This is a genomic window from Neobacillus drentensis, assembly GCF_021560175.1.
GTDB classification, from domain to species: Bacteria; Bacillota; Bacilli; order Bacillales; family Cytobacillaceae; genus Neobacillus; species Neobacillus drentensis_A.
Genome location: NZ_CP091110.1, coordinates 2,053,319 through 2,079,368, shown reverse-complemented (window position 1 = coordinate 2,079,368; position 26,050 = coordinate 2,053,319). Strand labels below are relative to the sequence as shown.

The 26,050-nt window shown below is 37.1% G+C and carries 25 protein-coding genes; 8 read left to right on the top strand and 17 right to left on the bottom strand.

Going from position 1 to position 26,050, the window contains the following annotated elements:
• Nucleotides 1-25 precede the first annotated feature (25 nt).
• Both copZ and L1999_RS09655 read right to left on the bottom strand, forming a co-directional pair.
• Nucleotides 26-232 carry a copper chaperone CopZ gene (gene copZ, locus L1999_RS09660; RefSeq protein WP_235743339.1) on the bottom strand — a complete coding sequence of 69 codons (207 nt, stop codon included), beginning with the start codon at nucleotides 230-232 and terminating at the stop codon, nucleotides 26-28.
• Nucleotides 233-257: 25 nt separating this feature from the next.
• Nucleotides 258-611, bottom strand: coding sequence for a metal-sensitive transcriptional regulator (locus tag L1999_RS09655; RefSeq protein ID WP_235743338.1), 354 nt, complete (start codon nucleotides 609-611; stop codon nucleotides 258-260).
• Between the two features lie 442 nt (nucleotides 612-1,053).
• Here L1999_RS09655 and L1999_RS09650 point away from each other — a divergent pair, with 442 nt between their 5' ends.
• On the top strand, nucleotides 1,054-1,590 hold the full coding sequence (locus tag L1999_RS09650; RefSeq protein ID WP_430540028.1) for a YdhK family protein: 537 nt from the start codon (nucleotides 1,054-1,056) through the stop codon (nucleotides 1,588-1,590).
• Nucleotides 1,591-1,870: 280 nt separating this feature from the next.
• On the opposite strand, the gene L1999_RS09645 is transcribed toward L1999_RS09650, so the two are convergent.
• Nucleotides 1,871-3,256 carry a 4Fe-4S binding protein gene (locus L1999_RS09645; RefSeq protein ID WP_235743337.1) on the bottom strand — a complete coding sequence of 462 codons (1,386 nt, stop codon included), beginning with the start codon at nucleotides 3,254-3,256 and terminating at the stop codon, nucleotides 1,871-1,873.
• Entirely contained in the window at nucleotides 3,228-3,647 is a 420-nt protein-coding gene (locus L1999_RS09640) for a hypothetical protein (protein WP_235743336.1), read from the bottom strand. Before L1999_RS09640 ends, L1999_RS09645 begins: the two co-directional genes overlap by 29 nt.
• Nucleotides 3,648-3,970: 323 nt before the next feature.
• Here L1999_RS09640 and L1999_RS29835 point away from each other — a divergent pair, with 323 nt between their 5' ends.
• Together L1999_RS29835 and L1999_RS09635 are read left to right on the top strand one after the other, a co-directional pair.
• A complete protein-coding gene (locus tag L1999_RS29835; RefSeq protein ID WP_430540027.1) occupies nucleotides 3,971-4,159 on the top strand; it encodes a response regulator in 189 nt (62 codons plus the stop codon).
• Between the two features lie 260 nt (nucleotides 4,160-4,419).
• A complete protein-coding gene (locus L1999_RS09635; RefSeq protein ID WP_235743335.1) occupies nucleotides 4,420-5,172 on the top strand; it encodes a CPBP family intramembrane glutamic endopeptidase in 753 nt (250 codons plus the stop codon).
• 143 nt (nucleotides 5,173-5,315) lie between these two features.
• Here L1999_RS09635 and L1999_RS09630 read toward each other — a convergent pair whose 3' ends face one another.
• From L1999_RS09630 to L1999_RS09595, 8 genes are all read right to left on the bottom strand, one after another.
• Nucleotides 5,316-5,465 (bottom strand): FeoB-associated Cys-rich membrane protein, encoded by a 150-nt coding sequence (locus L1999_RS09630; RefSeq protein ID WP_275677499.1) that lies wholly within the window; start codon nucleotides 5,463-5,465, stop codon nucleotides 5,316-5,318.
• Nucleotides 5,458-5,625, bottom strand: coding sequence for a hypothetical protein (locus L1999_RS09625; RefSeq protein ID WP_235743334.1), 168 nt, complete (start codon nucleotides 5,623-5,625; stop codon nucleotides 5,458-5,460). Before L1999_RS09625 ends, L1999_RS09630 begins: the two co-directional genes overlap by 8 nt.
• A gap of 344 nt (nucleotides 5,626-5,969) precedes the next feature.
• Nucleotides 5,970-6,704 (bottom strand): urease accessory protein UreH domain-containing protein, encoded by a 735-nt coding sequence (locus L1999_RS09620; RefSeq protein WP_235743333.1) that lies wholly within the window; start codon nucleotides 6,702-6,704, stop codon nucleotides 5,970-5,972.
• Nucleotides 6,705-6,907: 203 nt separating this feature from the next.
• Nucleotides 6,908-7,516 (bottom strand): YdhK family protein, encoded by a 609-nt coding sequence (locus tag L1999_RS09615; RefSeq protein ID WP_235743332.1) that lies wholly within the window; start codon nucleotides 7,514-7,516, stop codon nucleotides 6,908-6,910.
• 413 nt (nucleotides 7,517-7,929) lie between these two features.
• On the bottom strand, nucleotides 7,930-10,482 hold the full coding sequence (locus L1999_RS09610) for a glycoside hydrolase family 3 protein (protein ID WP_235743331.1): 2,553 nt from the start codon (nucleotides 10,480-10,482) through the stop codon (nucleotides 7,930-7,932).
• Nucleotides 10,483-10,599: 117 nt separating this feature from the next.
• On the bottom strand, nucleotides 10,600-12,087 hold the full coding sequence (locus tag L1999_RS09605; protein ID WP_235743330.1) for an ABC transporter substrate-binding protein: 1,488 nt from the start codon (nucleotides 12,085-12,087) through the stop codon (nucleotides 10,600-10,602).
• A 348-nt stretch (nucleotides 12,088-12,435) separates the two neighbouring features.
• Nucleotides 12,436-13,473 (bottom strand): DUF3231 family protein, encoded by a 1,038-nt coding sequence (locus L1999_RS09600; protein WP_235743329.1) that lies wholly within the window; start codon nucleotides 13,471-13,473, stop codon nucleotides 12,436-12,438.
• 126 nt (nucleotides 13,474-13,599) lie between these two features.
• Nucleotides 13,600-14,598, bottom strand: coding sequence for a DUF3231 family protein (locus L1999_RS09595; RefSeq protein ID WP_235743328.1), 999 nt, complete (start codon nucleotides 14,596-14,598; stop codon nucleotides 13,600-13,602).
• A gap of 189 nt (nucleotides 14,599-14,787) precedes the next feature.
• Here L1999_RS09595 and cyoE point away from each other — a divergent pair, with 189 nt between their 5' ends.
• The 3 genes from cyoE (at nucleotide 14,788) to L1999_RS09580 (ending at nucleotide 18,751) form a co-directional block, all read left to right on the top strand.
• Nucleotides 14,788-15,675: a heme o synthase gene (cyoE, locus tag L1999_RS09590; protein WP_235743327.1), complete on the top strand. Its 888-nt coding sequence runs from the start codon at nucleotides 14,788-14,790 to the stop codon at nucleotides 15,673-15,675.
• A 221-nt stretch (nucleotides 15,676-15,896) separates the two neighbouring features.
• Nucleotides 15,897-16,334 (top strand): hypothetical protein, encoded by a 438-nt coding sequence (locus tag L1999_RS09585; RefSeq protein WP_235743326.1) that lies wholly within the window; start codon nucleotides 15,897-15,899, stop codon nucleotides 16,332-16,334.
• On the top strand, nucleotides 16,334-18,751 hold the full coding sequence (locus L1999_RS09580; RefSeq protein WP_235743325.1) for a molybdopterin-dependent oxidoreductase: 2,418 nt from the start codon (nucleotides 16,334-16,336) through the stop codon (nucleotides 18,749-18,751). The genes L1999_RS09585 and L1999_RS09580 overlap by 1 nt, the downstream gene beginning before the upstream one ends.
• Nucleotides 18,752-18,893: 142 nt before the next feature.
• Here L1999_RS09580 and L1999_RS09575 read toward each other — a convergent pair whose 3' ends face one another.
• The 5 genes from L1999_RS09575 to L1999_RS09555 form a co-directional block, all read right to left on the bottom strand.
• Nucleotides 18,894-19,046 (bottom strand): hypothetical protein, encoded by a 153-nt coding sequence (locus L1999_RS09575; protein ID WP_235743324.1) that lies wholly within the window; start codon nucleotides 19,044-19,046, stop codon nucleotides 18,894-18,896.
• A 109-nt stretch (nucleotides 19,047-19,155) separates the two neighbouring features.
• Nucleotides 19,156-20,586 (bottom strand): GntP family permease, encoded by a 1,431-nt coding sequence (locus tag L1999_RS09570; RefSeq protein WP_235743323.1) that lies wholly within the window; start codon nucleotides 20,584-20,586, stop codon nucleotides 19,156-19,158.
• A 257-nt stretch (nucleotides 20,587-20,843) separates the two neighbouring features.
• The gene (locus L1999_RS09565; protein WP_235743322.1) at nucleotides 20,844-21,551 is read right to left on the bottom strand and encodes a response regulator; all 708 of its coding nucleotides are present in this window, start codon (nucleotides 21,549-21,551) and stop codon (nucleotides 20,844-20,846) included.
• A gap of 12 nt (nucleotides 21,552-21,563) precedes the next feature.
• Entirely contained in the window at nucleotides 21,564-23,153 is a 1,590-nt protein-coding gene (locus L1999_RS09560; RefSeq protein ID WP_235743321.1) for an ATP-binding protein, read from the bottom strand.
• A gap of 299 nt (nucleotides 23,154-23,452) precedes the next feature.
• The gene (locus tag L1999_RS09555) at nucleotides 23,453-24,250 is read right to left on the bottom strand and encodes a fumarylacetoacetate hydrolase family protein (protein ID WP_235743320.1); all 798 of its coding nucleotides are present in this window, start codon (nucleotides 24,248-24,250) and stop codon (nucleotides 23,453-23,455) included.
• Nucleotides 24,251-24,785: 535 nt separating this feature from the next.
• On the opposite strand from L1999_RS09555, the gene L1999_RS09550 reads away from it, so the two are divergent.
• Together L1999_RS09550 and L1999_RS09545 are read left to right on the top strand one after the other, a co-directional pair.
• Nucleotides 24,786-25,670, top strand: a complete 885-nt coding sequence (locus tag L1999_RS09550; RefSeq protein ID WP_235743319.1) for a LysR family transcriptional regulator — start codon at nucleotides 24,786-24,788, stop codon at nucleotides 25,668-25,670.
• A gap of 98 nt (nucleotides 25,671-25,768) precedes the next feature.
• On the top strand, nucleotides 25,769-26,050 hold the full coding sequence (locus tag L1999_RS09545) for a sensor histidine kinase (protein WP_345790885.1): 282 nt from the start codon (nucleotides 25,769-25,771) through the stop codon (nucleotides 26,048-26,050).

Here is a 26,050-nt window from a genome sequence, read left to right as displayed (position 1 = left end):
TCACTAGCACGTCTTTTCGATCTCTTTATTTCACATCATAGCCTTGATCTTCGATTGTTTCTTTAATTTGATCTAGTGAAACCTCTTGATCATTAAACTCAACATCCACTTTAGCATCTTTTAAGTCAACTTTAACGGAACTGATCCCCTTTAGAGCACCAACGCTTCCCTCTACCGCCTTTACACAATGACCGCAAGACATTCCTTGAACATTTAACGTTACTTTTTCCATTTTAATACTCCCTCTCTTATCTTAATTATTTTTTTATAAGTCTTTGAATGGTCGTTAACAATTCATCTACAACCTCATAATCGCCCTCTTGAATTCTCTCCACCACACAACTTTTCATATGGCCTTCCAAAAGAACTTTCGCAACACTATTTAATGCTGCTTGAGTTGCTGCAAGTTGCGTAATGACATCATCACAATAGGTATCTTTTTCGATTAGACCTTTAATACCCCGAATCTGTCCTTCGATACGATTTAATCTTGATACAAGATTTTGTTTCGTTTTATCTGAATGATGACTTTTTCGCTCTGATGTTAAGGAATCACAGGAAACACCGTGCTCATTAAATTGATTCAGGTTATCAGGATCGTAATTATTCATTACCTCCCTCCTTTATTTTAAACTTACCATACCCCCCTACCCTATGTAAATAGGCGTGCTTAAAAATTTTTTCTTTTTAGCTCCGCCTTCACAATTTGTCCACCTATCCAGCCTACTTTGAAAAGTGACTGTTATTTAGTCTTCTATATTAACTTTAGCAAATAAATATCGAGAATCTGTGCATTTAGCAATTATTTCATCAAGAGTTCAATTCTTTTATCCCTATAGAAGTTATTATGTTAACGGGAAAGTGCAGTGGAAAAGAAGTATTCTGTTTTGTGGGAAATTATGCCATCTGATTCATTAAATTTAAAATCATAAATAATTTAAAAAGCTGGAGGAAACAATGTAGTAAATGTACAATTTTTTAGACCACTTTTGAAACAAATTATTGGGAGGTCATAAAGAATTGGAAAGTAAAAAATTTGCAACTGGAATTTTAATGCTAATATTAGTATTGATGTTATCTGCATGGACGAGCAATAGTAGTCCATATAGTTCCGATAAAAATATGAATACGGACGATAAAAAGAAAAATATAAGTAAAATGCATTTAGGTTCTTCCGAAGTCCCTAAAAGTTTAAAAAAAGCAGAAAGTCCAACTTATAAAGTTGGTAGTCAAGTTATTGTTAAAGCTGACCACATGAAAGGGATGTATGGTACTAAAGCAAACATTGTAGGTGCTTATGATACGACAGCATATGCTGTTACCTACACTCCCACTACTGGAGGACCAATGGTGAAAAATCATAAATGGGTTATCCAAGAAGAGATTAAAAAGGCTGGTCATAAAACCTTAAAACCTGGAACGGAGGTAACCTTAGAAGCAAATCACATGAAAGGCATGATGGGGGCAAAAGGAACTATTAATTCAGCAGTACACACAACAGTTTATATGATTGATTACATTCCGACTACTGGAGGACCAATAGTAAAAAATCATAAGTGGGTTATAGAAAGTGAACTTTCAACTAAGTAATGAACAAAGAGTCTAGTTATAAAATATAAAGTAACATTTAATAATGAGTGCTTAAAGTATGGGTGCTGTTTCCAATATCAATAATATTCTATCAAGGAAAAAAGATGTGAAGGATTTCACTTATACTAATGGGTAGCTTCCCACAATAAGCTATAAAAATAAAGAGCCTAAAATATGCAAGTTTTTAGACAATACTTGCGTATTTTGGCTCTTTAATATTCATAAAAGATACTGCCATTTAGTATTTTTTAATTTCTAAATACAGATACTTTATATTCGTTTAAACCCTATGCATCATTGGAAGTGAGAATAAATAAATGTTTGCTACTGCTAGTAATATCATTAGTACATAGTATGGAGCTAATGCTTTAAATGAACCCTTATTACCAATACGGTAGGCAGTATAAATGGAGCCAATCATTCCTATTACTATAATAATATATTGTAATAGTTGAACGGATGATGCTGGTGCAAATGCAAGGTCACCCCTTGTTACATTCATACCAAATAATGCAGCTGAGTTGTACCAAATCGCTTTACCTTCAGTAATAATATGGAATAAGTTGTGAGCAAGGTGCCCAGCTAAATCCAATGGAATAATGGCATAACCAAATCTGATAAAGTTTTTCTTTACTTTCTCTACTGAACCACCTGTTAAGGTAGCAAGTTTGGCTGTTCCATATAAGAGTCCAACTGGGATTGCCATTGCAATAATGAAGGCGACAGTAAAGTTCACATTATAATTATCTGTTCCGGTTACAGATCCAATTGCGTTTAAGATATCCTGCCATATTGCTACCATTGTGATGTTTTGAACAAATACAATCCCCATAATAACTGCCGCAAGGAATGTATGCTCCAACATTGGTTTTTTAATTCCCCATAGTTCAGATGTAGGTACCCGTGGGGATATACGAATCGAGTTATTTGGGCAACTTTTCACACAGTTTCCACATAAGTTACAATCAGCTGCTGTATCCATTGTTCTAACAAATTGAAACATTGGGCAACCTTCCGCTTTTTCACTTCCTTTAAAGCAAGATTGCGTTTTACAAGTCTTACATATTTCAGGTGTCCCTCGAAGTTCTAACGACCCCGAACGAGAATAGTTACCAGAAAGACCCCCTAGAAAACATAAAGTTTTACAAAATGTTCTTCTTTCGTAAAAGATAGAAGTACCAACTACCATTGTCACAAGTAAAAGAAGTAAATAACCAGATCCTCTCGGTGATTCAACAATCCCCCAAATATGATCGCTATAGGTAATGGCAATAAAGAAAAGGTCAATCATCCAAAGTCCATACTTTCTCAAGAACTTTGGCATTGGACGATTACTGCCGATCGTTTTCCGAACAATATCACTTACTTTACCAAATGGACAAATCGTACACCAAAATCTACCGATGACTAAGAAAAAGATTGGGATTAAAGGCCACCATAACACCCATGTTAATGATGTTCCCACATTTCGGGTCGGATCCACTGTTCCTGCCACCAATTCATAAACAATTACAGAGAATACAGCGAGGACAATCCATTGGAAAATGCCAGGATACCATTTACTTTGTATGAATTTCTTAACCATAGGTATCGTTAATAGATTATAAGGCTTCTTTTCTTCCATTTGTTTTTTCTCTTTAGACAACTTGTCTTTTGGAATTGCCATTGGACCCATCCTTTCTTCTAAACCATTTATTCCAAATGCCGATTACGATAAAGGAAAGATTAACCGCACCAAAAGTTCCTAACACCTTAAGGTTTGCTGGTTCTTCTTTGACAGGTTCATGACTGTGACCTCTACTGCCCTCCATATTCATACCTTCCATGTCTTCCCCTTCAGTCATTCCTTCCATATCATGACCTTCACTTGTTTTATGGTCACTACTGGTGCTTTCAGTGTTGCTTCCCCCGCTCATGTCCATGCCTTCCATATCATGTTCCTGGCCATTTAGGTTAGCTGTGGATGGAGCCTTACCATGATCTCCATCTGCCAAAGCTATTCTTCCCCCTGAAAATACAACCACAAGGATAATCATTAACAACCATTTTCCCTTCAATGTCTTCACCTCATTCCAAAGTATGTGTATATACGATAATCGCTTAACAACTTACACTTTAATTGAAAAGTGTGCAGAAACTTTGAGTTTTTTTTGTATAAAATATGTCATCTACATAAAAACCCCCATTTGACACAAAATTGAAATAAAGTTTTATTATCCTAATTTTCTAGGTGAAATTTTTCGGAATATAGAAAAACTATTAAATCTGCAAAGTTTCTTTAAAATCCCCTTTATTATAATGGTAAAAAATTTGTTAAGTTGGTGAGGATATGAAGGCAATTTTACTTGTCGATGATGAAACTAATGCCTGATCTTTTAGGATTATATATAGCCATCATGGTTATAAATGCGTTAAGGCCAACTCAGGAAAAGTGGCTCTAACTTATTTTGAAAAGGAAGAAATTAACTTGGTCGTCCTGGATATTATGATGCCCGAAATGGATGGTTGGACAAGCTGCAAAAAAATAAGACAGCTTTCGGATGTTCCTTATAATTATGTTGACAGCTAGGAGTGAAACGCTAGAGATGATTAAGAGGCTTAAATTGGGGGCTGACGAGAATCCATTTTAAAATCCAGTCATTGGTTAAAAATGGAATTCTTCACGAATTTGTAATTTTTCTAATTAATATCATAGTTGTTTAGATGTAAAATTAAGGTAACATAGTAATTTCAGATTTAAATCCACCTTAGATCGCCTTATTAATTCAGCCATTTGAAGAACTTGGCATAAGAATTTGTAACAAAGGACGTTTAAAGGAGGAAAATATCTTGAAAAAACTTTATGAAAGAAATGCAGTTTTACATTCACTTGTTTGGTTAGGAATTTATCTTGTCCTTAACACCATTACAGACAATATAGCCAGTTCAATGAATATAGGATTTAATTTGGTAACTGCCATTCCTAATTTGATATTAGCAGTTGTTTGCTTTATGTATTTAAAAAGGACGCATATTTCTGAGGATATAGGGCTTTCGTCAAAGCCTACGGAAAAGTCATCTATCATGTTATATTATGTACCTTTGCTCATTTTACCTTTTTTAAATTTAATTTACGGGATTAACTCATCGTTATCTGCAACAGAAATTACTTTTATGGCAATTATGTACATTGGTGTGGGGTTTATGGAGGAGATCATCTTTCGCGGTCTCATGTTCAAAGCACTGGAAAAGAAGTGGAACCATTTTTTAGTAGTTGCTTTCATTAGCTTTACCTTTGCAATAGGGCACATCATCAGTATGGTGGCAGTTGCCCAATCTGGTGGGGATACAATCCTTCAAATAGCTAATGCATTTGTTGTAGGCTTTATGTTTATGATAGTAATTTTAGCAAGCGGAAATCTTTCTATCTGTATAATTACTCATATTTTGTATAATTTTGTTGCAAACATATCAATGGTCGGATACACACACATACAAATAATTATTCTTACCATAATTATCACTGCATTCTATCTTGTGTATTTGATTCTACGTGGAAAAAATATAAAAATATTTTTTAGTAGTAATACGATTTCTATATAAAAGGTTTCAGTATCGTTCGTAATCAACAAACCCCTCTCACTTTTTCTTGTAAGAGTAATCAATATAGACAACACATCTATGTTATTGGAGTTTACAGGGTTTAGAAAAGATTGTGAAGAATTCTACGTTAAAGTAACCGGGCTTTAGTTGAATAAGAAGATACAATTATCTCCGCTACAAGAGCAATCAGAAGAGCATGAAGGGCATTTCCCTTCTTTGGATTTTTGAATAAATTTATATAACATCCTGCCTGCAATTACAAAAATAACAATTCCAATAACCCAATTAATCATTTTTCGCTCCACCCTTCACTAAATCTTTAGATTTCTTACCAACACTTAGTGTATTAAATAACTTCCTAAAAAAGCTTTGTGACTGATTTTCTCTTTTAATTGCTGCCTTTCTTTCCATCTCCATTTGGTGGAGAGTAAATTTCATAGGTTTCTGACACATAAGGGGCCTCCTCAGTATTCCTTTATAAAATCATACAGTACCTTTATCTGCTTTGAGTTTAGTAAATAAGTTTGCAGAAAGTGACAAGAATTTATTACAATTTACCGAACTGTAAATTAGTAGATGGAGCCAATGCTGAAACCCATGAATTTCGTTATCTTGAAAAAGATTTACCTCTTTGTTCTTACTGGGTAAGTGAAACGGCAAGTATCTGAATTGTATTGCCTTTTTGTAATGGATTAGAGGGTGGGCATTCCGTAAGAAGATCTTCCTTATATTTTTGACTGTCTTTACACTTTCAAACAAAAACAACGATCAAATATCGTTGTTCTGTTTGCCTCTTTTTATAGAGACCAATATGTGATTGTATCAAAGATACCTAGTATTAACATTAGAGCTCCAGCAATCTTTTGAATAACCATTCCATACTTTCTTCCTTTTTTCATTACCACACCACTTCCCCCAAGATACCAAATAATTAAAATAACGATTAATAAGGGGATACCTGTTCCAACTGCAAAAATGGGGGGAAGAATAAACCCATAAGAGCTAGACAGTACAACTGGCATTAATGTAACGAAAAATAGGATAAACATTGTAGGACAGAATGCGAGTGAAAAACTAAATCCCAACATAAAAGAAGCAAATGGATTTTCATGCTTATAATCTTTAGATAGTTTTAATAAATTAAAGGTTCCCCTTATTTTAATGAATCCCAGCATAAACAAACCAACGAAAATTAATAAAGGGCCCATCATCCTCCTCAGCCAAGGAAAAAATAAAGGCAAATTTTGTTCAAAACCTTTACCTAGTAACCAAACCAATACACCTAATAACGAAAAGGCTGCTATTTTACCCAGTATGAAATAAGTAACATCCTTCCAAGCTACTTTCTTTTGAATGGAACGATTGCCATAAAGTGTAACGGCACTAATATTCCCTGTAAGCTGACAAGGTGCAAGGGCTCCTACTAGTCCCAGAATTAAAGCAAAGACAATGGGCCAAGATTCCAAACTATTTGCCATACTAAAAAATGGTTTACTTAATACGGAACTAATTTGACTTAATAAACTGTACATATGATCACCTAACAGACTATTTTAATATCTTAAGGTTATCATAAAAAATTGCAGAAATTATGAAGGTTTTCTTACAGAATTATTTAAAACACTACAAATTTAAGGATTGTTGCTTCTTCCTCGCTGCACTTTTTTGATTAATAAAAAAAGGATTGCATCGCAACCCTTTTCCTCTTTAACTCTCTTATCAAAAATTTTGCACATTATTTAGCAGATAGTTCACTTTCTGTTACCCATTTATGATTTGTTACTTTTTCCCCACCAGTAGTTGGTGTGTAATCAACCATATATACAGTTGTTTTTTCCGCTGAATCAATTGTTCCCGTTGCACCATCCATACCTTCCATGTGGTCTGCCTGCATGGTAACTTTTGTTCCAGGTTCTAAGGCTTTATCCCCAGCATCTTTGATTTCTTCTTGAATAACCCATTTATGATTTTTTACTGGATTTCCTCCAGTAGTCGGTGTATAGGTAACAGCATAAGCTATCGTATCAAAGGCACCAACAACAGTTGCTTCAGCACCGTTCATCCCTTCCATATGATCTGATTTAAGAATAGCTTGGTCTCCTACCTTATATTTTGGATTCTCTGCTACCTTTAATCCTGCAGGAATCTCACCAGAACCTGAATGATCCATATCACCCATGTCCATACTTTTATCATCCGAATTCTTATTATCCATCTTCATGTTTTGATGATCCATTTTTGAACCTTTGTCAGTGCTATTATCCGTACTATTACCTGAACAAGCAGCTAACATGAACATTAAAACTAACGTGAAAATCCCTATAAACAGTCTTTTTGGTTTCATTTAGATCCTCCTTACATTTTGTTACAAAACCTATCCTACAAGAAAAGTTTGCAGAAAGTATGCAGTTTGAGAAAAAAGTGAACTTTTTTATTAATAAGGCACTAGCCATTTGATTTCCCCCCGATTATCGAGAAAGCAAATGACATTTTAAAAATGGATGAAAATCTGATTGCTGGGATCATAAATGCAGCAATAACTAGGGAAATTGCTTGAGTTTAAGTATTTCCTAAGTTATAAACATATTACCATTCCCAAAGCTGCCATAAACGTTTCGGTTGTATGTTTTGGTGGAATAGCCATGTAAAACTTTCAAATAAAAAACGCCTACCAATTCGGTAGACGCAAATAAGTTCACTGATCAATTTTTGCTGTTTTTTAATCTAACTTTCTAACTAGAAAGTCTCTGTTTTCGGCTATTTTACTTTACTAGTTTGAACTTTAAATGCCTCGGAATTTACCACAAAATTTAATAGGTTGATGACATTTCTTTGCAAATCCGCAAGGGTGCATCTGCCCTCTTCAAGACCGGCAAGCACTTGTTCGATGACTGGGGGCCCTCCTGGCATGACAATGTCATTGCCAGCGGCAATCGCATCTGCCCCGTCAACGACCGTATCCATGTCGCCCCAGTCCGTGACCACAAAGCCGTTGAAGTCCCATTCTTCCCTAAGGATAGCTGTATTCAGATCATGGCTTCCTGCGGCAAACACTCCATTAATTTTATTAAAAGAAGTCATGATATTCATCATCTTTGTTTGCTTGACCAACATTTCAAATGGCTTCAAATATAATTCCCGGGCCACCCGCTCTTCGACAATACTATCAACTGCATCAATATTCCGTATGCTATGTCCGCGGCGATAGGTTTCCTGCTCGTTGAGGGCAAAATGCTTGGCACAAACCGTGACAAGATGGTTTTCCTGCACCCCATTCGCCACTGCCACCGCGCACTCTCCACTTAATAACGGATCCTCTGAATAATATTCAAAGTTCCTTCCCCCAATCGGGTTTCGATGAAGATTGACGGCGGGAGCAAGCCAGGAATCCACTTGCTGGCTCTCGGCTTCTTGCCCGGCGGCATCACCGAATTCATAGAGAAGTTCACGATTCCAAGTATTAGCCATAACGGTTTGAATCGGCCACGCCGTCATTCTGACTCCAGCAGGTCCATCTTTATAAAAAATAGAGGCAACCCCTAAACGTTCAATTCCCGGTGATACATAATTGTTTTGGCCCGTAGGATGCGTATTGCTACCGATGTCTTTTCCGTCCTCATAGCAAATAGAATCGGGCACATCCAAGCCGATTCCTCCGAACGGTACCCCTTTTCCGTGCCCATTCACCAAAACGGCCAGTTCCTCTTTGGTTAGCTGCGCCACAAATTGTTCCATAGTAATTTTTCCTTGTTTGACATCTTCTAAAGCAAATTCGGTATGTGCAAAGGGATGTTCCTCAAATTGGTTTGCAGGTTCCATTTCCTTAAAGGTTACATCATCCTTCGTAAGAACCCCTACGCAAGCTGATGAGGAAATTTCCTCTAACTCGCCCTCGTAAGTGATGGATGACACGCCTTCCTTGCTTAAAAATTCTATCTTCCCTTGATTGGCAGGATGTAAGACTAATCGATTGGAAAGCTGCTCGGTCACAATGGTAACGGGTACACTGATTTTACCGACAACATGCGTATTCCGTGAAGAGTTCCCCACTCTTAGGAGATAGTCTCCAGCTTCGATTAGATAGGAAGCAGTCTCTTCATAGTAGGAAGCAAGCTCGGAAAACGGAAAGTTCAAAGCGAGCGTTTGCTTTTCTCCCGGCGCAAGGTCTTTTGTTTTTGAAAAAGTGGTCAGCTTCTGATAAGGCTTTTCGAGCTTCCCATCAGGCTCACTGATGTATACCTGAACCACTTCTTGGCCGGAATATGTTTCGCCGGTGTTGCGAACATCAGCGGTTATCCGAATTATTTCCTGATCCTTATCGATGGAAACAGCCACATTCGTGATCTCAAAGTTGGTATAGGAGAGGCCATGTCCAAACGGGAACATCACCTTTTTTCCAAATGTATCAAAGTAACGGTACCCCAAATAAATGCCTTCTTGATAGACGGTAACCGGACTCATGCTAAAACCGATGCTTCCATTTGCAGCTGCATCCAAACCATAGCTGTCATAAGTTAAAATACTTTCCGGAAGGTCCTTGTTATAGCTAAAATGCCTTGCCGTTGGGTAATCGTCATAGCTCAGCGCCATCGTTGCTGTAAGTTTTCCTGAAGGAGAGTATGATCCGGCTAGTACTTCTGCTAAAGCTGTGCCACCTGCCTCACCTGGCAGTCCAAGATACACCAAGCCCTCAATATTTTTATAGTCATTCGTCCAGGCAGTATCCACATAACCGTTTGTATTAATCACCACGACTACATGTTTGAAATTGGACGTAACCTGCTCTACCAATGCTTTTTCTGATGGCTGTAAATAATAATCATCTTCCACTTTTCGGTCACTTTCTTCTCCGCCGGAATTTCTAGATAAGACAATGATGGCAGTTTCAGCTTTTCCAGCAGAAGCAGAAACCACTTTATCATCTATAGCCAGTTCTTTGGCCGGCGGGTTATAGACGCCCCAAATCTCATAAATATAGCCACTGGTGATGATCTCCATGAAATCGGTCATTTCTTGCTTGGGTTCTAATGATAGTTGTTTTTGGTATTTCGATGCCAGCTCTTGATCTAGGTTAAAGCCGAGACTTAGCAGACCATCCATGATGGTGCTGGCATTTTTGGAGTCTGATGCTCCCGAACCGCTTCCTCCAATTTGGGTTGCAACCTGCCCTCTTCCAAAAACAGCAACAGGACTGGTTGGATGTAATGGAAGGATTTGATTCTCATTTCTTAGAAGGACAATTCCTTCTCTGGCTATTGTTTTGGCAAGCTCGGTTCGGCTTGCTTGGTCTTCGTATGTACGGTTGGCCATCTTTTTCACCTCATAAAATTATTAAAACGCATTTTTTGTTTTTCAACTTTTGAGAAAAATATGTAGCCATAAGAGAAGAGAACTAGTTACATTCTCACTAGCTCTCTCTCTTATTAATTAATTATTCTTTTTCCACGCATCAAATTGCTTTTGCTTTTCAGCAATGATTTTATCAATGCCTGCTGCTTTTAGTTTTTTATTAAATTCTGGGAAAGTCTTATTAGGATCTAATGCACCAGCTTCAAGTGCAGCTTTGTACTGATTGATAACATTTGTACTTGCTGCAATTTCTGTTTTGACCGGATCAGGATTAAACTGGAAACCAAATGCTGGAGAAATGACCGCTGAATCATTAAATTTAAGCATTTCATCCCAATAGTTCACATCATTGCCTTGCCAAACACGAGTCAAAGCATTGTCTCCAAGTTCCCACTGATTGAATACATAATTTGATTCTTTTACTCCATCTGGTAATTTAATCGTTCCATCGGAATTAACCTGGTAGTGCTTACCTTCAATACCATTCGCTAACAGATTCATAATATCTTTGTCGGTATAAAGTAGGTTCAAGAATTGCATCGTTTTTTCCGGATTTTGGCTGTTTCTTGTGATTGCCAAGTTAAGCCCGATTGCAGCATCTGTGTAAGAATATGGCTTTGTAAACGTAACAGCTACCATTTCATGCCCTGTCATTGCTGACTCTTGAAGAGCAAATCCTGGCTTCTGATGCGAGAAGTAACCAAAGCCTTTACCTGATTTAACCATAGATACGTTGGCATCGGTAATGTTTGCTGCATTTTTCAAGGTATATCCTGCTTTATACCATTGTCTTGCAAGATCCACAGCTTTAACATACTCTGGCTGTTCAAATAAATTTACAACCTTTTTTTCTTTAAAGGATACTACACCTAAAGAGTCTCCCAGAATATCAAAATTCCCACCGTCTATAACCATTGCAGGTTGGTTAAATGTTGTGGTGTTAGCAATTGGTGCCATGCCAGGTTCGTTTTCTTTTACCGTTTTGAAGACATTGGTTAAATCTTCAAAAGATTTTACTTGGGATAGATCGATATGGTATTTGTCTACAATATCCTTTCGCATAACAAATCCATAATTAGCTGCGAAGTCTCTTATACTTGGAACTCCGTAAATTTTGCCATCGACCTTAGCTCCTTCAAGTACATGCTTAGGAACAGCATCGATAATGCCCTTTCCATATTTCTTTAATAAATCATCTAAAGGAAGAAACTGTCCTTTTGTTGCTGGCAAAGAGTAGCCTGCAGTTCCTGTTGCCAACATAAGATCGACTTTTTCATTACCTGTTAATAATAGGGTTGATTGCTGCTGCCAAGCCGCAGCTTCAATCGGCATAAGTTTTACAGTTGCGTTAATTTTTTTCTTGGTAATTTTGTTAATTTCGGCCTGTACTGCAGGAAGGTCATCAATTTTGGTAAAATACAAGTAGGCCATTGTGATTTCATATGGCTTGTCCTTTGAATCTCCTCCACTTGCCGCCCCGCTGCTTTCCTTCGATGAACAGCCTGATAAAACTACTGAAACTACCATTACCAACATCAGAAAAAATGATAACGCTTTCTTTTCCATTCGTTTTCCCCCTTTTTTATTTAACAAGTATGTACAAATGTCTGATTTTTTGTTTTTTGAATTTTCAAACATCCGTATCTCTAGTATAAAAGAGTTAGATTAAATTGAAATACTACTATTACGACTTTCTATTTTCACTTTTACGACTTTTTGTTTTAATTAACCTTTGCTCAGAATCCAAGGAGGATCTATTGATGTAAAAAATACAGGCGTGAATCCACAAAGAATTCACGCCTGCATTTTTTCTCGGGCAATCGGTACGGCTTCAGCCGTCAAGCAGTTTTGAAGATCTATACCATATCTATTTTTTAGGATCATGAGGTCTCATTCTTTCAAGCGAAGTTGCCTTCAATTACTTTGATTGGCAAGTTTTTCTCGATCAACTGATTTCGGAGGTTCTTCCAACCAGCCATGTTTTATTAGTATATTTGCGCCATCTTCCGCATATAAAGCAATTTCAGTTGCAAGGCGTGCAAAGGTAGCACTTACATCTATTCTTTGACAAGTGCCAGCAGCCATACCGTAATTCCCAATCCCTGCTGCGATCATATAAGTTGTTTGAAACATCATTAATTTATCTGAAAAAGGTGCGATGGTACTATCTGTAACATGTGCGTCCAAACTCATGGGTGCTGAAATGTCTTCATCAATTAGGATTGAACCAAATTTCTTCATATGTTTATTTGCAATTTCTTTTCCTTTTATAAGGAATTGTTTAACATCTTCATTTTTACACACCTGAGCAAATGCCATCATCATCGCTTTACCCATAGCATTTGTTTGAAAGTTGTTAAAAAGATGTGTAATCTCAATTGCTGTCAGAGGCCGTTTATGCTTACCCAAAAAATCAAACAGGAAACCCTGAGTTTCTACAAAGTTAATCTGATCTGGACTAGGTATTTGCGGTGGTCGGACGTATACACCTTTTGCTAACATAACTTTTCTAACCTTATCGTGTAATTCAGACACGGATATAAGTAATTTTCTAAAAAAGTCGCTTACATCTGAACGAGCGGAGAGACCAACTGCCATACTTATACTTGCCATTGCTAGTACTTCTACTTTTTGAATATACATAAGGATAAACGAATCTGAGTACAGCCTAGGTGCATCTATATTAACATCTTCATCCGTAAATCCCACTGGTATCGGGTGTTTTTCTTTTATAAAGATCTCAGAAATAATTCTGATGTCATTTTTTGCTATATTTGAGGAATTTTCGATAAGAGGAAGAATGTCTTTATCCTTACAAATATATTTGAAATAATCCATTACACAAATATCTAAAGTATCATTCATATATTGTGCCCAAAGAAACCCTAATTCCGAAGCAGTAAGTGGAATATTACTTTCAGCTATTACCTCTTTATCATTAAGATTTGTCATATCAATCCCTCTCCTCTACACCACTTCAATAGTTAATATGATGAAATTATCCCTAGTATACGATCGACGTCATGAATCAAACTTGTGTAAAAAAACGTCATCCCAAACAGTTAGCCTTTTGAAAAGTTACTTCTCTTGCTCCATTATCTTAGGAGGTTGTTCCATCCATTCTCTATCAATCATTAAATTAATACCATCTTCCACAAATGCAACTGTCTTTGCTATAAAATTGGCATACATGGCTCCTACATCTCTTCGCAAGGAGGTTGAGATTCCTGCTCCATACCCAGTAATCCCTAAAGCAGACAGAATGCCTATTATGTATAACATAAATTGATCAGAAAAAGGAGCAACCTCTGCGTTGGTGATACTCTGATCCCATGGCATTCCAGTTGAGACTTCACTTTCTTCTATAACCTCGTAAATGGAAGCTGAAATACTCTTGCATAATTTCTTACCTCTTAGAAAATAATCCTTCACCTCTCTATCCTGGGCTACTTGTGAAAAACCGGTACATAACACCTTTCCCATATCATTTTGATACCCATTGCTTGATAAATGTGTGACTTCAATCCCTAACAACGGCCGCTTTTTTCCGAACCACCCTGTTAGAATATTTTCATTGTTAATATAATCTACTTTTGATGGATAATTCATAGCAGGCAATCGTATATAAATTCCTTTTTCCTGCATACAATTGACAACTCTATTGTATAAATGGGAAACATCATCAATAAGATCCTTAAATAGGACCCGAATATCCTCTCTTGCAGCAAGTGTAAAGCTCGCTGTATGTGAGGTAATTCCAAATTTACACATTTGCAAAACAGACGTTATATAAAAAACGTCCGAAAATAATTTAGGTGCATTAGATACAACATGTTCATTGGCATTAAAACCATTTGGTATGGCGATTTTTTCTTTTAAAAATAATTGCTCTATTTCATTCTGATGTTTTTCTGCAAAATGATTTGTTTCTTTGAGTATTTCCAGAATATCAGGGTCATTGCAAGTTTCCAGATAATGAGTCATAAAGCAGTTTACTACATTTACATTCAAATAAGTTGACCATAGTGTAGAGATTTCTGCACTGGTTAACTTGATTATTTCAACTTTTTCACTCAAAAACATCCCCTCCTTTTCTTTAACTTCCCCTTCTCAAAATTTGGTTATTCCTTGAGCAAAAGAAATTATTATGAAAAAGCAGCATTAAGTATCTGACACAGAACGAAATTCAAAAATAAACCATAAGCATTCGACGAATCTTTGTGTTAAAATAAATAGTCTGGTGGATAGAAAGAGAGAGGAACAGCTATGAATCAAATGCAAACTAAAACACCTAAAAATTTCTTTATAAACCTTATCAGCCTCATAAAAGGGAAAGTCTTTGTTATCAATGTACTTCCTGTGTTGGCAGGATATTTTTTATCTTCTCATATCAATCATCTTCCACTTGCTGAACATATTGCCTCTTTCTTTGTTACATTAATAGGAAGTGCCTTTGTCATTGCAGGTGCTTTAATGTTGAATAATTGGTACGAAACCGATTTAGATAAACTAATGGAACGAACTAAAAATAGACCGAGTGCTACTGGCGAGTTCAGCAAGAAGTTTGTTTTAATTTTAGGAGTTACAACAAGCATAATAGGATTTCTAATATTGCTTTTTACAAATGCCGAAGTGTTACTATTTTCATTTATTGGTTGGTTTTTTTATGTAGTCTTGTACACATTTTGGAGCAAACAAAAATACTCATGGAACACGATTATTGGTGCCGTATCAGGATGCGTAACACCTTTAATTGGTTGGTCTGTGTTATCTAGCAGTTTTCAACTTATTCCTATGATGATGGCACTCATCATATTCATTTGGCAAATGCCCCATACTTATGCAATCGCCATACGAAGATTTGATGATTACAAACGGGCAGGATTCGCCATGTTACCTGTTGTATCAGGCATCAAGAAAACGAAAATCCACCTTTTATTTTATCTTATCTGTTTGATTCCAATACCATTCTTCATGAAATCTCTTAGTATGTTTTTCATCGGATTTATGACACTATTAAATATTGGATGGATCATTTTATCTATTAGCGGATTTTCTACACAAAATGAAGATCATTGGGCGAAACGGATGTTTAGATACTCCGTTATTCATATGATGTTATTTCTTATATCTATTATCGTGATGTCCATTTAAAAAGAACCCTGACTCAAGGGTTCTTTTTATTTACTCTACATCCTAAAGTACTGGATATATAATATAATCTTTTTTACGTCTTAAGCTGAGCTACCAGCTTTTGGCGTTTTTTTGTGGAAGAGCATTATGAGAATTCTATTAAAAAACGTCTTCGAAGGTTTAACCTTTATGGATAGGGTTACTAGATATATAGAAGTAAATTAAAAGGAAGGCGGGAGGTAATGGACAAGTTACATAAAATTTTTAACAGTATTATGGAGGACTCTGACAAGATTATTAAGGAAAGTCAGTATGCAGAAAATCCATTAGCAATTCTTTTTAGGACAGTATTGGAAGAACAAAAGGATACTTGTGAGAACCTAATTGAAGTTTTACAAAGGAAGGAACAGGATTTTAAAACATATAAAAAGGATCTCTCTATTTTATACTATGACGATTCGGTTGCCGATTCAACCTTTCGGGCTTGGGGAAGAGCGATAACATGGCAGGATGAAAACAATGCCCAACATGTTAATGACTTGGATTTACTATTCCAGAGGATTAAAAAAAGCCTGAAAGAAGGTGCCAAAGAGTTAGAAGTTCAATTTGGTCCTGAGAAAATTAAATATGCTGTACCAGAGGTGTATTTGCCTAAGACACAAAGAGAGGGTGGAAAATAATGGCTTGGGAAACGGAGCGTACGGATATAAATGTATATAGTCAGGGAGAGGTCGATAAATGGGTATACAGTACTTGTAATATCTGTTCTGTCGGCTGCGGATGCCATATAGCCGTTAAAGATCATAAGGTTGTGGGGATAAAGGGTAATTCGAAGCATCCTATAAACAGAGGAAGATTAGGACCAAAAGGTGAAAACCAATGGCATGCAAACAACAGTCCGGACAGGCTTTTGACCCCAATGGTCCGGGATGCGTTTGGACAGCTTGTTCCAGCCTCCTGGGACGAAGCGATGGAACTAATTGTTAAAAAGGCACGGGAAACCATCAAAGATAAGGGCGGAAATGGAATCGCTATCTATTCAACGGGACAGGGATTTCTAGAAGACTATTATACGATAGCTAAAATTGGCAGAGCAGGAATTGGAACTCATTTGTTAGATGCCAATACAAGGCTTTGTACAGCTACTACTGAATTTTGCCTGCTTCAGTCCTTCGGTGCGGATGGTGTTCCTGCATCATTTGACGATATTGATGAAGCAGATACACTTTTCTTGTTCGGTCATAATCCTGCCGAAACGGGAACTGTTTTATTTGAAAGAATTATGGAAAGAAAAAAGAGAACCGGAAAGCCGTATATTATCGTTGTAGACCCACGGAAAACAGCTACGGCCCGTATGGCCGATATGCATCTTCAATTATATCCCGGAACCAATGTAGCATTATTAAATGGACTGCAGCGCCTTATCATAGAGGAAGGAAGACTGGATGAGCAATTTATAAAAAACAATACTGTTGGTTTTGAAAAAATGGCAGAGGCTCTTGGTGATTGGGATGTAGAACACACTAGCGAAGTTACCGGAATACCAGCAGGATTGATTAAAGAAGCTGCAGAAATTCTTGGTAATACCGAGACTCTTGTAACTACTACCCTCCAGGGTACGTACCAAAGTGCGGATGCAACAACAGCATGCGTTGCTATTAATAATATTCACTTAATTAGAGGGCTGATTGGCAAGCCTGGCTGCGGGCCGCTCCATATGGCCGGCCAGCCTAGTTCCTCAGCAAACCGTACAGCTGGTGGAGTTGGAACTTATCCAGCAAATAGAAATCCAAATAATCCAGACCATATTCGTGAAATGGCAGAGCTATGGAACGTGGAAGAAAAGAACCTGCCAGTTGGCCCAGAAAAAGGGATAGAAGAACAGATTGATATGATCGAAAATGGAGAAATCAGCTTTTTTTGGAACATTGGAACAAACCCTATGGTATCTCTTCCTAACCGGACAAGAGCTCGAAAGGCTCTGGAAGAGGTTTTTGTAGTAGTGCAGGACCCATTTTTAACAGAAACAGCAGTTGTTGCTGATGTTGTCCTTCCAGCAGCTTTATGGGGAGAAAAAGAAGGAACGATGGAAAATGCCGATAGAACTATTAATTTATTAAGAAAGGCAGTAGACCCTCCTAAGGGAGTTAAATCCGACTTTGAGATACTGCTCGATTTTGCAAAGAGGATGGATTTTCGTGACAAGGATGAAAATCCATTGATCCAATATTCAACTCCAGAAGAATGTTTTGAGGAATGGAAAAAAGTATCAAAAGGAAGACCTTCTGACATGACCGGCATTACTTATGAAAAACTTGAAAAATATAATGGGTTAAGATGGCCGGTCAATGATCAAGCACCGGAAGGAACTACCCGGCTTTATTCGGATGGCCGTTTTGCAACAGAAACCAATTATACTCAATCGTTTATGAAGGACCAGTTTACTGGAAGACCGCTATCTAAGGAAGAGTTTGAAGAATTAAATTTAAATGGGAGAGCGATGCTCCATCCAACTAGATATCTGCCCCCTGTGGAGCAGCCAAACAAGGAATATCCTTTATGGGTTACTACTGGAAGACTGGTTTGGCATTGGCATACAAGGACCAAAACCGCACGTTCGCCATACCTTCAGGCGGCTGCTCCTAATGGGTATGCGGAAATTAATAGCGCTGATGCATTGGAACTAGGGCTGATCGAGGGCGAGAAAGTGAGAATTATTTCTGCAAGAGGGGAAATTGAGGTCCCCGTGAGAATTGGTGAATCCGTACAAAAAGGATTAATTTTTGTGCCATTTCATTTTGGAAGCTGGCATAAAAAGGAGGCTGCAAATGATTTGACTGCAGATTTTACCGATCCTTTATCGAAGCAGCCAACCTTTAAGCAGTCCGCCTGCAGAATCGAGAAATTGAGAAAAACCCATATCGTAGGAGAGAAGGATACTCTCGGAACAATTGCTGAACAATTTGGTACAAGTATTGAAGCCCTTCAAAAAGTGAATGGGCTTGTATCTCCTTACGACCTTCAAATGGGAATCAAGCTGGAAATACCTCTTTCGGTAACCAATGTACCGCTGCCAGAATATCTGCCATATAAATAAAAATAAAATACAAGAAACATTTAGTCTTGTCAATTTAAAAAGAACCCTGGCTCAAGGGTTCTTTTTATTTCTTCACTCAACATCCTAAAGTTTGTTCATTGACCAGAAAATAAAAGATGGGTTTTACACAAAGGGAGGAATATTATAAAAGTAAACAATCATTATTAAAGTAAATAATCTCCGAAAGAATTTTATTCCCATAAATATTCTTAAATGCTTCTCTCGCTTCTTGCTCCGTGTTAAACTCATACATCATTATGATTTTTCCCTTTGAGAATACAGTAATATTCCACATCGGAATCCCCTCTGTTAACGGCAAATTATCCTCTGCATAGTTGTCAAGTCACTTTTTGTCGTAAGTGTTTCCCATTTTAGATGATGACAATGAATTATCTCATTAGTTATTAAAAATGAGGCAGTAAATTTAATAAAAGTGCCATGACCAAACCAACTAGCCCTATAATTGATTGTATAATGGTAATGGTTTTAAAGGTTTCACCCATTGACATACTAAATGATTCTTTAACTAACCAGAAGCCAGCATGGTTAGCATAGTTAAAGAATAATGAGCCTGCACCAATGGCTACTACAAGCAATTCTTTATTAATGCTCGGATCTGATCCAACAAGTGGTGCCAACAAGCCTGTAGCCCCAACAATGCCAACAGTAGCAGAACCTGTGGTAACAGATAATAAAGCAGCAATCAGCCACCCGATTACAATGGCGGAAAGTTTCAAACCGGAAGAAAGATGGATGATCGCATCCCCAACGTGGGAATTCACAAGTACTTTTGCAAATGCACCACCTCCGGCAATAATTAATAAAATGCCCGCAATTGGCTTTAGACTCGTACCTAATGAATCTCGAAGTTTTTTTGTATCTACTCCCCGTCCATATCCTAATAGAATGATTCCTGCCACTAAACCGATTAGCAAAGCAATAATGGGTTCTCCTATAAATCCTGTTATATTATTTAATATAATTGAATTCTTAAACAAAGTTTCTGCCAGCGTACGGCTTAACATGATGACCATTGGCAGTAAAATAACTACAAATGAAGTGAACGTTGAGACTGTAGGCTTCTCTACTGCTGCAGCTGTATATTTCGAAGCCTCGTTTGTTTTCTTCTCTGACCCTCTTATGGAAGAGGTGGTATACTGCTCCAACAGTAATTGGTCAGGACAAACACTTAACCGTGGTGCAATGAATTTACCATATACAGGTCCCGCTAATACCGCTGCAGGTATGGCGCAGATAAGACCATAAAGCATGGTTATTCCCAGATTGGATTTAAATCCTGCAATTGCAGTGAGTGGACCAGGATGTGGCGGCACCATGCCATGCATAGTTGCAAGGGCTGCGATTACAGGTACACCGATTAAAACAAATGCTGAACCTTTTATTTTTCCTTGCTTTTCTACTTTGGAGGCAACAGCGAAAACAATTGGTAAAAGCATGATTAAGCCTACCTCAAAGAACATTGGAATTCCGATAATAAAAGCCACAGCCCCCATTAACCATGGCAACGTGCGGTTAGTAGAGCCTCTTAAGATGGTTGCAGCAATTTTGTCCGTTGCACCGGAATCGGCCAATATTTTTCCTATCATTGCACCAAGTGCCACTTGAAGTCCTACTCCCCCCAGTGTTCCCCCTGCCCCTTCTTCAATTGAATCTACAACGGTTTTCGCGTCAAGACCCGCTGCAAATCCAACAGCAATTGACACCACTAAAAGCGCTAACATGGGATGGAAACGTAATTTTGAGACTATGAGGAAAACCAGCAGCAAAATGCCGCATACTGCAACAATAAGCAGTGAAAGATCATGACCTGTCATAAACATACACCCCTTTTTCCATCGTTAAAAATTTTTATAAATAGATAATTTTTGAATAAGAGAGCGCTCTCATTCTCCCTAAAAATCAGATAACGTTTTCAAACTGTCGTTTGAATAAGTTATTAATCTAAATGTACAGGTTAGAAAGAGGATTTTGAATATTAACTAAATTAGTTGAATTAAATTAATTAAATGGTTATTTACATTTATTGTAAGCGTTTTTACAACAAAAAAGAGATTGGCCTTTTGCCAATCTCTTAATGATCATTTCTCTTCCATTTGTACTTGCGTTCTGGCCGGCCAACCGATCCAAATTTGACATCGACATACATTTCATCAATAGATGTTAGATATTCCAAATACTTTCGAGCAGTTGAATCTGTTATTCCAAGGAGGATTGCTAATTCCTCAGCACTAACGCTCCCCTTTTCAAAACAAAGTTTGTCCCGGACCCTCATTAATGTAAATTTATCGATGCCTTTTGGCAGTTGTTTTTCCCTGTTATTTTTCGTATTGGGAGGGTTCGCTAAGGAGAATAATGTATCTATCTCCTTTTGATCCATTGTTTTTTTAATCTGAAGCTGCTCCATGGTCAGTTTATATCTTGTCAGCTCATCGGTGAATTTCTTCACATCAATCGGTTTGATTAAATAACTAAAAACTCCACCGCGAATCGCCTCTGTAACTGTCTCCGCATCATTTGCAGCAGTGATTGGAATAATATCAATCCCACGATATTTGATCCTTATGGCCCGTAATAAGTCGATGCCATTCATATCCTGCAGATAAATATCCAACAAAATTAATTGTGGCTTAAATGTTTGAAGATAGGCAAATGCTTCATTCCCAGAATTTGCAATGGCGGAAATTTCAAAGCCGTCTATTTTTTCGGTGAATTGCTTAATAATTTTCGACCCAAGAGGATCATCTTCAACAATCATGACTTGAATGGGGTTTCCTGCCATAAACTTCTCCTTTTATTTTTTTGGAATCACAAGGGTGAATTTTGAACCACCCAGAAAGCTGTTCGTAATAAATACTTGTCCATGTAATTGTGCAAGGGAATTTTTGACGATACTTAGACCAAGACCTCGGTTTTTTCCAGTTTTGGTGGTAAACCCTTCTGAAAAAATAGAGTTTTGTTTATCATCTGGAACGCCTGGTCCATTGTCTTGTATATCAAAAACAAGGTCCCTGCCAATGTCCGTGAAGGACACGGTGACGAAGGCCTCCGCTCCGTTTTTTTCTTTTGCAGCTTCCATCGCGTTATCAATTATATTGCCGAGAATGGATACAAGCAATTTGGTATCCATTGAATCATGTATATCTGTTAAATTGCTTTCTTGATCAATTTTCAACTCTACCTTTAACTCTTTTGAACGATTAATTTTACCTAGCAAACAGGCTACAAGGAAAGGATCTTTTACCGCAGTCATAAGAAACACAATCGTGCTTTGACGTTCTTCCACTTCACCTGAAATAACTTCCCTTGCTTTATCGTATTCCTCAATGCTTAACAAACCATATATCGTGTTTAATTTGTTTAAAAATTCGTGATTGAGTGCCCGCATGTTTTCAGAGTAAGTCTTAATTTCTGAAACCTCATCAAACAATTGCTCTATTTCAAATTCTGTGCGAATCGTTAAGACCACACCTGCGATATGGTCCTTTTGAGTAACCAATGAAAAATCAATGACATACAATTGATTACCTATTAAAATCTTTTGATTGGCTCTCCCGTTCTTGTAATCTATAACCTCTTGAACCATCTCTCTTAAACGAATATTTTGGATTTTAGAATCATTCAGCTGCAAATTTAGCGCTAGCAGCTCGCGTGCTCTTTTATTCATAGAAAGGACTCGAAAATCCTTATCTACCGCAATAATTCCATCCAGAATCGATTCTAGTATCGCTTCTTTTTCTTTAAAAACATAGGAAATCTCTTCGGGTTCTAGACCAAACATTTTCCGTTTTATTTTCCTTGCAATAAAAAATGAAGCTGCTACTCCAATTAGCAGCAGCAATAAAGCAAGTCCAATAATTTCTTCCTTATAGGTTAAGATTCTTTTTTTTACATCCACCATTAAAAATCCCACTGATGAAACGCCAATAATGTTCCCTTTTTCATCTATAATTGGGGTTTTGGCTTTAATCGCAGGACCCGAGATCCCTTCGCCAACATAGACAACGGATATATGCTGTTTAAAAACAGGCTCATTGCTCGTTCCCATTGATTTACCGATATATTTCGGAATGGGGTGGGAATAACGGATCCCCTGTTTATTGCCGATAACAATATAACTCGCACCTGTTAATTTTCTCATCTTTTCAGCAATCGGTTGAATTTCCTTTGAAGGATCGTCGTTTTTAAAAGCACGGATAATCCTGTCATCTTGTGCAACTAATTTTGCAACAGACATCGCTTCATGGCCGAGATACTGTGTTGAAAGATCGTCCATAATTCTGGTGAAGAATACGGCTGCTAGGATGGAAGTAGCACAAATAACCAAAGATATAAGCAATACCATTTGGGTGAATAATTTCAATTTGAAGTTTGGCAATTTCATCAGGTTATAACTCCAACATAAAAGTTTACTATATCCATAGTATATCAGATTGCATTTAACGAAAAACGATTTATTTCTTACTATATTTTGGCAGCGGATCTTTTTAGATATTAAATTAATGGATTAAAAGTTAAAAATTCCACGTGTAATCTTTTACTATATTTGATCTATTGGTCTATTTGGGGAACATTTTGAGGTGGGGCCTCAAGTGCATTAACTCGCAGTATAATAGAAAAAGTTAACCAGAGAAACTGGTTAACCTTAAAATTGAATAGGGGCAACAGCAATTTTTGTATTTCCTATACCACATAATTACGTAATTTGCCGATATTTTCCACTTCTACAGTTACGATGTCGCCTGCCTTCATTGGACAACTTCCGGAAGGTGAACCAGTAGCCAAAACATCACCCGGCTCCAGTGTCATAATTTGTGAAATCCAACTAATAAGGAAAGGAATTGACAGTGACATCTGATTGGTATTACCATCTTGTACGACTTTTCCGTTTAATGTCGTAACTATTCGTAAATTAGTTGGATCTAGACCTGTCACCATCCACGGACCCAATGGGCCAAAAGTGTCAAAACCTTTTCCGCGTGTAAACTGGGGATCTCTTTTTGTAAGATCTCTTGCCGTTACGTCATTAAATATGGTACAGCCAAAAACATACTCCAATGCATCTTCTTCTTTTATATTTTTGCCTCGTTTACCGATAATGAGTGCAACTTCCCCTTCCATCTCCACCTGATTTGTTAAATCACATGACGGAAGAATAATATCCCCGCCATTTGGAATCAATGAAGTTGTCGGCTTTAAAAACAAAAATGGCTCTTTCAGATTTGCCTTTCCCCCAGTCTCCTTCGCGTGTGCCGCATATGTCCAGCCGAAATTAATCACTTTCGAGGGTGCTACAGGCTCCAAAATCTTTACATCACTAAATTTAACTTTTATTCCATCATAATTTAATTCATTGTTTACAATTTCAGTAAAATTACTGGACAATTGTAAAATTTCATCATCCTCAACAATACCATAATATATTTTACCGCTATGGTTCTGATAACGAACTAGTGTCTGTGTTTTTTGTAATAACTGCATTACCGTACCAACCAACTCCATCAACAAATTTACATATCATTTATCCTGTACTAGGGGGAATTTAATTAGCTACTAAATCGAAACATGGATCATTAAAATAAACAATTTGTGTAAGAATCTTATTTCCTTTAATACTATCGAAAAAATTTTTTGCTTCTTTTTCTGTGTTAAACTCATACATTCTTAAACTTTTTCCATTATTAAACACAGTGATATTCCACATTCAAAAATCCCTCACTTTTTCAACTATTTTACGTTTCTCTTCAACATGGTTAACTTCAAGTTTTAATTATATCTCCTGTGACAGCTAACTCCCCTCACAAGGCAGGTTTGGATAAACTAAATTCCCCATGGATTTTCTATCTATTCCCAATACCTCCGTGCTTGGGGTTATTCCTTTGTTTTGTCACTTTCATTTATAGAATAATAGATTGCCTACGATTAAGGATAATGCAATAATAGAAATAAATAAAATACCAAAAAATTATATTAACCTATAAGAATTTTTTATATCGAATAAAATAGGGTGTGAACAATGGAATACCGTGATTGGGAAATACTGAAAGTTCTTCATCGAGAAAAAAACTTAACAAAGGCTGCTAAGCATTTGTTTATTACACAACCTGCATTAACCAATCGTTTAAAGCATATGCAAGAGGAATTAGGGACGACAATTGTAACGCGTGAAAGTCGGGGGATTCATTTTACCCCGCAAGGAGAGTACCTTGCCCTTTGTGCAGAGGAAGCCCTTGCTCATTATCAAAAAATAAAAGAAAATCTGCTCAATATGGGCAGTACAAAAGATAATGAGGTGGCAGGTATACTTAAATTGGGAGTCTCCAATTTTTTTGCGAATTATAAACTTGCTCATATTTTGAAATTATTCAAACAACAGTATCCTCATGTGGAATTTAAAGTGATCACAGGGTGGAGTAAAGACGTTTCTCAACTTGTGCATAACAATGATGTTCATATTGGCTTTGTTCGGGGAGATTACAGTTGCCGGGGATTAGTGAAACATCAATTATTTGAAGAAACTATATGCGTCACTTCTAAAGAAGAAATTGTCATCGCTGATCTTCCTCATCTTCCTAGAATCGATTACAGAGGGGACTATTTATTAAAATCAGTAATTGATAATTGGTGGGCTGAAAACTTCACACAATCGGCTTTTGTGAGTATAGAAGTCGACCAAGTGGATACTTGCAAGGAAATGGTTAAAAATGGGTTAGGCTATGGTATTCTTTCGAGCAGGACACTTAACGGGATAGAGGATTTAAATAAAATTGATTTAATTGATAATAAAGGGAATCCTATCTTGCGACGAACATGGATTTACTATCATGAGAGATTTCTGGAATTGAATGTGGTAAATGCATTCGTACAATTTATAAAAGAATTAGATTGGAAAGATATATAAAATACTTGAATAGGCTTTTGGCTGAATTGCCTATAAACCAAACCTAACAGAATGACCCGAAGCCTCTCAAGCAGTTTTGAAGACCCCACCCCCAAATTATGAACAAGTCCTTTAATCGCATGAGCAGTCAAATTCATCATTTAACAAAAGATATATATAATGAAAAATTGCGCTCGCAGCAGGCAGAATTAAAACACCTGCAATTACAGATCAATCCGCAGTTTTTTCTGAATTCGTTGAACATCATCTTTAGTTTGGCAACGGTAAAGGATTTTTCTTTAATTCAAGAAATGACTAGGTGCTTGGTGGAATATTTTCATTTTATGTTTCGAAGCAATTCCCAATTGGTGATGATTCAATATCAAACTCAGCAGGCATAA

Coding starts and splice junctions, on each gene's coding strand:
- L1999_RS09630 (WP_275677499.1), bottom strand. CDS start 5,465: ATGATTAATTGGGTTATTGGAATTGTTATTTTTGTAATTGCAGGCAGG.
- L1999_RS09560 (WP_235743321.1), bottom strand. CDS start 23,153: ATGAAATTGCCAAACTTCAAATTGAAATTATTCACCCAAATGGTATTG.
- L1999_RS09600 (WP_235743329.1), bottom strand. CDS start 13,473: ATGACAAATCTTAATGATAAAGAGGTAATAGCTGAAAGTAATATTCCA.
- L1999_RS09570 (WP_235743323.1), bottom strand. CDS start 20,586: ATGACAGGTCATGATCTTTCACTGCTTATTGTTGCAGTATGCGGCATT.
- cyoE (WP_235743327.1), top strand. CDS start 14,788: ATGAATCAAATGCAAACTAAAACACCTAAAAATTTCTTTATAAACCTT.
- L1999_RS09580 (WP_235743325.1), top strand. CDS start 16,334: ATGGCTTGGGAAACGGAGCGTACGGATATAAATGTATATAGTCAGGGA.
- L1999_RS09615 (WP_235743332.1), bottom strand. CDS start 7,516: ATGAAACCAAAAAGACTGTTTATAGGGATTTTCACGTTAGTTTTAATG.
- L1999_RS09655 (WP_235743338.1), bottom strand. CDS start 611: ATGAATAATTACGATCCTGATAACCTGAATCAATTTAATGAGCACGGT.
- L1999_RS09545 (WP_345790885.1), top strand. CDS start 25,769: ATGAACAAGTCCTTTAATCGCATGAGCAGTCAAATTCATCATTTAACA.
- L1999_RS09605 (WP_235743330.1), bottom strand. CDS start 12,087: ATGGAAAAGAAAGCGTTATCATTTTTTCTGATGTTGGTAATGGTAGTT.
- L1999_RS09565 (WP_235743322.1), bottom strand. CDS start 21,551: ATGGCAGGAAACCCCATTCAAGTCATGATTGTTGAAGATGATCCTCTT.
- L1999_RS09620 (WP_235743333.1), bottom strand. CDS start 6,704: ATGTACAGTTTATTAAGTCAAATTAGTTCCGTATTAAGTAAACCATTT.
- L1999_RS09555 (WP_235743320.1), bottom strand. CDS start 24,250: ATGCAGTTATTACAAAAAACACAGACACTAGTTCGTTATCAGAACCAT.
- copZ (WP_235743339.1), bottom strand. CDS start 232: ATGGAAAAAGTAACGTTAAATGTTCAAGGAATGTCTTGCGGTCATTGT.
- L1999_RS09650 (WP_430540028.1), top strand. CDS start 1,054: ATGCTAATATTAGTATTGATGTTATCTGCATGGACGAGCAATAGTAGT.
- L1999_RS09585 (WP_235743326.1), top strand. CDS start 15,897: ATGGACAAGTTACATAAAATTTTTAACAGTATTATGGAGGACTCTGAC.
- L1999_RS09645 (WP_235743337.1), bottom strand. CDS start 3,256: ATGGCAATTCCAAAAGACAAGTTGTCTAAAGAGAAAAAACAAATGGAA.
- L1999_RS09550 (WP_235743319.1), top strand. CDS start 24,786: ATGGAATACCGTGATTGGGAAATACTGAAAGTTCTTCATCGAGAAAAA.
- L1999_RS09575 (WP_235743324.1), bottom strand. CDS start 19,046: ATGTGGAATATTACTGTATTCTCAAAGGGAAAAATCATAATGATGTAT.
- L1999_RS09610 (WP_235743331.1), bottom strand. CDS start 10,482: ATGGCCAACCGTACATACGAAGACCAAGCAAGCCGAACCGAGCTTGCC.
- L1999_RS09625 (WP_235743334.1), bottom strand. CDS start 5,625: ATGTGTCAGAAACCTATGAAATTTACTCTCCACCAAATGGAGATGGAA.